Below are 4,621 nucleotides of genomic sequence, written 5' to 3' on the forward strand. Positions count from 1 at the left end.
GCGCCGCTCCGCCCGTGCCGGCCACCAACGCGCCGCCCCCCGCCCCCGTGGCCAAGACCACGGTGGGGGTCGACCTCTTTGTCGAATGGCGGGGCGAACCCCAGGTCCTGGCCCAGCGGCTGAAGGGCCTGGAAGCCGGCGCGCTGGAGCTGAAGATGATCACCAATCGGGGCGTGAAGGTGTGGCCGGACGGTCTTCCGGAAACCGCCTGCGTCGACCATTGGCGGTGCCGGTTCATGAACGGCGGATCGGCCATCCCGCTCAGCGAGATCGCCGCCCTGACGGTGCGCGCCGCCGAGGCGGGCGTGAACTTCATCAAGACCGAAAACCTCTGCGCCTTCGATGGCGAGCCGGGCTTCAGCCTCGGGCAAGGTCAATAGGAGGTCGCCATGCAGGACACGCTGGGCGCCATCGAGATCGAACTGCCGCCCCACCTGGCGAGGCTGGAGGCCGAGGCGATCCATATCTTCCGCGAGGCCATGGCTGAAGCCGAGCGGCCGGTGATACTGTTCTCCGGCGGCAAGGACTCCACCGTCCTGGCCCACATCGCCGCGGCGGCCTTCTTTCCCGGCCCGCCGCCGGCGCCGCTGATGCACATCGACTCGACCTTCGAGTTCCAGGAGACGCTGGCGTTCCGCGACGCTTTCGCCAGCCGGTACGGGTTCGAACTCCTGGTGCGTCGCAACGAGGAGGGCGCCGCCGCCGGGATCAGTCCCTTCACCCACGGCTCGGCCGTCTACACCGATGTCATGCGCACCGAGCCGCTCAAGGCGGCGCTGGACGAGCTGAAGGCCGACGTGATCTTCGGCGGGGCGCGCCGGGACGAGGAGAAGTCCCGGGCCAAGGAACGGGTCGTCTCGATCCGCCAGCCGGGCCACGGCTGGGAGCCCAGGGCGCAGCGGCCAGAACTCTGGAACCTCTACAACACCCGTCTGGGGCCCCAGCAGAGCGCCCGGGTCTTCCCCCTCTCCAACTGGACCGAGAGCGACATCTGGACCTACATCATGGCCCGGGGCCTGCCGCTGGCGCCGCTCTATTTTTCGGCCCCGCGCCCCACCATCGAGCAGGACGGCCTGCTGCTGGTGGTGGCCGATGATCGCTTACCCTTCCAGCCGGGCGAGGAGGCGGTGACCCGGATGGTGCGGTTCCGGACGGTGGGCTGCTGGCCCGTGACAGGGGCCGTGGAGTCCGAGGCCGTCACCCTGCCCGAGATCCTGCGCGAAACCCTGGCCGACCGCCGGTCGGAGCGTCAGGGCCGCTTGATCGACCGCGATGAGGGCAGCTCGCTGGAGGCCAAGAAGCGGCGCGGCTATTTCTGAGCGCCCTCACCGAGCGCTTGGGCCATGGGCATTGTGGACGCCTGGACGGGCGCCTGGAGCAGGACCCGGCGACTTCCGGCCAGGTCCTGCTCTTTGGCCAGGCAAGGGTGACACGGCCTGGCCTGGCCGGGCTCAGAAGCGGACGGGGGAGAGTCCCGCTTCAGCGAAGAAGATCTGGTCCTTCACGGCCAGTTTGCGGCGTTTGAGCTCACGCAGACGCTCGATATCGGGATGGCCGCGACGCTCTTCGCGGCGGATCTCGTGATCCAGCCAGCGGTGCTCGTTGCGCAGCCGATAAAGCCGGATGTGGTGCATGTTCAGGGCTCCTCAGATTGAGGATGCGCCCGGCCACGCGTGAAGGCCTTGGGGGGCTTGGGTGGGGGAGAGCTGTCGGACCCCACGTGCAGCCGGGCGCACCCGCTGCGGTCCGACATCGCGATCACCATGATCGCCAGAGGGGCCCGGCCCGCAGGCCCATCAGAGCACAATGGCCGCGGGCTTCAACCGAAACCGGCATGAGCCGACGCAATGGTGATCATGAGCGAAGGCGGGGATTCGCCCGCCGATCATTTGCAGGGTTCATGGCATCCATTTCGGCGCCGACCGGTGCGGGCCGCTCAGCCCGCCCCATGTCTCCTCCATAGCCGCCACCAGAGGCGGGAAAGGAGGATGACGACTATGAACAGGATGTGGAGCATGACGAGCGCCGTGATCCTTGGCGGCCTCATGGTGTGGATGTGGGCCTATCCCAAATTCTGGGCCGGGCTGGAGGTTCACCCGGTGTTTGGCTGGAGCGAGCTCCTGTCAGGCATGGCCTTCATCGATCCCTATGCCCGATGGGCCGTCGGGGCCGTGGTCCTGGCCAGCATCGTCATGCTGGTCTTCAACCGCACCCGCCTGGCCGGGGCGGTCATCGCCGCGACCATCTCGGTCTTCTATCTGGTCTTGCACGCCACCCCCTGGCTGGGCATGGCCATACCGACCTATGAGACCCTGAGCGCGGGCCTCGCCGCGGGCCTCACCCCCGAGCAGATCCGGGCCGCCGGCCGGCTGGACGACGTCCATGTGGTGATGACCCTGGTCAACGGCCTGATGGCCCTGGTGGTCATCAGCGCCGAGCTTGGCCTGAGGCGCGAAGCCTCCGAGACCGCCCGTCTCGGCCGCTTCGCCTACTGAGCCCACCCCGGCGGGCAGTGTCCGCCGCAACACCTGAGCGCCGCGAGCCGAACTCGCGGCGCTTTCTTTTTTGGCGGCGTGAACCCCGCCGACGCACGTCACTTGCCTAAAAAGACTTAGGTGATAGGCTGAGCCTGAGCCTCCGAAGAGAGGCGCCCCGTTTGAGGAAGCCCAGCCATGAAACTGGAACGCCTGCCCCCGGTCCGCACCTCGCTGCAGCCCAGCAACCACCCCTATCTGAACGGCGCCTGGACGCCGCTGCACGAAGAGGTGGACGCCGAAAACCTGACCGTCATCGAAGGCAAGATCCCCACCGACATCGACGGGGTCTATGTGCGCAACACCGAAAATCCGGTGCATCAGCCACTGGGCCGCCATCACCCCTTCGACGGGGACGGCATGCTGCACATGATCAGCTTTCGGAACGGCCGCGCCGACTATCGCAACCGGTTCGTGCGGACCCGCTGTTTCGAGGCCGAGCAGGAGGCCGGTCAGGCCCTGTGGGGCGGGCTGGCGGACGGACCGGGCGTCTCCCTGCGCCCGGGCTTCGGGGCGCATGGGAGCCTCAAGGACGCCTCCAGCACCGACGTGGTGATCCATGGGGGCAAGATCGTCTCCACCTTCTACCAATGCGGCGAGGCCTATTGGCTCGATCCGGAGACTCTGGAGCAGGGCGGCGTGGCCAGCTGGGCGCCCCTCGACGGGGTGTCGGCCCACACCAAGGTCGATGAGGCCACCGGCGAGCTGCTGTTCTTCAACTACTCCAAGCAGGCGCCCTACATGCACTATGGCGTGGTGGACCGCACCGGACGGCGCACGCACTACACGCCTGTGCCCCTGCCCGGTCCCCGCCTGCCGCACGACATGGCCTTCACGGCCAACTATTCCATCCTGAACGACTTTCCGGTGTTCTGGGACCAGGCCCTGCTGGAACAGAACATCCACGTGGTGCGCCTGCACGAGGAGCTGCCCTCCCGCTTCGCCATCATCCCGCGCTATGGCCGCGAGGAGGATATCCGCTGGTTCGAAGCTGCGCCCACCTATGTGCTGCACTGGCTGAACGCCTATGAAGAGGGCGATGAGATCGTCCTGGACGGCTATTTCCAGGAAGACCCCTGCCCCGCGCCCCTGCCCGACGCCCCGCGGGGCCTGGCCCATATGATGGCCTATCTGGACGAGCACAGCTTCAAGCCCAAGCTGCACCGCTGGCGTTTCAACCTGAAGACCGGCGAGACCCGCGAGCATCACCTGGACGAGCGCATCCTGGAGTTCGGGATGTTCAATCAGCGCTATGCCGGCCGGCCCTATCGCTACGCCTATTCCACCACCACCAAACCCGGCTGGTTCCTGTTCAACGGCTTCGTCAAGCACGACCTGGAGAGCGGCCAGTCCTGGTCCTTCACTCTGCCCGAGGGCAAGTACGCCAGCGAGGCGCCGTTCGTGCCCCGGATCGGCGCAAAAGCCGAGGACGACGGCTATCTGGTGAGCTTCATCATCGATGAGGCCGCCGGGACCTCTGAATGCGTCCTGATCGATGCCCAGAAGGTGCAGGCGGGGCCGGTGGTGCGCATCGCCCTTCCGCATAAGGTGTGCAGCGGCACCCACAGCGTCTGGGCCGACCGCCAGTTCCTGCGCGACGGGATCGCCGCCCCGTCAGCGGCTTGAAGCGTCAGTCGGGGGGAGCGGAATGAGGTCGATGCTGTCGATGCCGGCCTCACCGCCGCATTGGTCGCAGGTGATCTTGGCCACGAGGCGACAGCCGCAGGTCCTGTGATAGGCGATCTTCGGCGGGCCTCGCCCGCCGTCCAGCCAGCGGTCCCCCCAGCGGACCAGCTCGGCGATCAGGGGATAGAGATCGCGCCCCAGGTCGGTGAGCCGATAATCCCACCGCTCGGGCCTGGCCTGGTAAAGCTGTCGCCGCAACACGCCCAGATCCACCAACCGCGCCAGGCGGTCGGACAGGATGTTGGGGGCGATCCCCAGGGCGGCCTGAAAATCCGCGAACCGACGTCGGCCCATGAAGGCCGAGGCGATCACATGGGACGTCCAGCGGTCCCCCAGGACCTGGAAGGCCCGGTCGAGCATGGGATTGCCCCCATGCAGGGCGCCGGCGGGCACGATGGACC

General features: G+C 67.5%; 6 protein-coding genes. 4 read left to right on the forward strand and 2 right to left on the reverse strand.

Annotation, left to right across the window (positions count from 1 at the left end):
* Both V7D28_RS13985 and cysD read left to right on the forward strand, forming a co-directional pair.
* Positions 1 to 380: hypothetical protein (locus tag V7D28_RS13985; protein ID WP_333587997.1), on the forward strand; the 380-nt coding region annotated here is incomplete at its 5' end.
* Between the two features lie 9 nt (positions 381 to 389).
* Entirely contained in the window at positions 390 to 1,319 is a 930-nt protein-coding gene (gene cysD, locus V7D28_RS13990; RefSeq protein WP_333587998.1) for a sulfate adenylyltransferase subunit CysD, read from the forward strand.
* Positions 1,320 to 1,451: 132 nt separating this feature from the next.
* Here cysD and V7D28_RS13995 read toward each other — a convergent pair whose 3' ends face one another.
* On the reverse strand, positions 1,452 to 1,634 hold the full coding sequence (locus V7D28_RS13995; protein WP_333587999.1) for a YdcH family protein: 183 nt from the start codon (positions 1,632 to 1,634) through the stop codon (positions 1,452 to 1,454).
* Positions 1,635 to 2,015: 381 nt separating this feature from the next.
* On the opposite strand from V7D28_RS13995, the gene V7D28_RS14000 reads away from it, so the two are divergent.
* Both V7D28_RS14000 and V7D28_RS14005 read left to right on the forward strand, forming a co-directional pair.
* Positions 2,016 to 2,495, forward strand: coding sequence for a hypothetical protein (locus V7D28_RS14000; protein ID WP_333588000.1), 480 nt, complete (start codon positions 2,016 to 2,018; stop codon positions 2,493 to 2,495).
* A gap of 177 nt (positions 2,496 to 2,672) precedes the next feature.
* Complete coding sequence (locus V7D28_RS14005; protein WP_333588001.1) at positions 2,673 to 4,160, forward strand: carotenoid oxygenase family protein; 1,488 nt, start codon at positions 2,673 to 2,675, stop codon at positions 4,158 to 4,160.
* Here the strand turns inward: V7D28_RS14005 and V7D28_RS14010 are convergent.
* On the reverse strand, positions 4,149 to 4,621 hold a 473-nt coding region (locus V7D28_RS14010), incomplete at its 5' end, for a winged helix-turn-helix transcriptional regulator (RefSeq protein WP_333588002.1). The genes V7D28_RS14005 and V7D28_RS14010 overlap by 12 nt on opposite strands.

The sequence above is a fragment of the Phenylobacterium sp. genome (genome assembly GCF_036723115.1).
In the GTDB taxonomy this organism is placed as follows: domain Bacteria; phylum Pseudomonadota; class Alphaproteobacteria; order Caulobacterales; family Caulobacteraceae; genus Phenylobacterium.

Coding starts and splice junctions, on each gene's coding strand:
- V7D28_RS13995 (WP_333587999.1), bottom strand. CDS start 1,634: ATGCACCACATCCGGCTTTATCGGCTGCGCAACGAGCACCGCTGGCTG.
- cysD (WP_333587998.1), top strand. CDS start 390: ATGCAGGACACGCTGGGCGCCATCGAGATCGAACTGCCGCCCCACCTG.
- V7D28_RS14000 (WP_333588000.1), top strand. CDS start 2,016: ATGACGAGCGCCGTGATCCTTGGCGGCCTCATGGTGTGGATGTGGGCC.
- V7D28_RS14005 (WP_333588001.1), top strand. CDS start 2,673: ATGAAACTGGAACGCCTGCCCCCGGTCCGCACCTCGCTGCAGCCCAGC.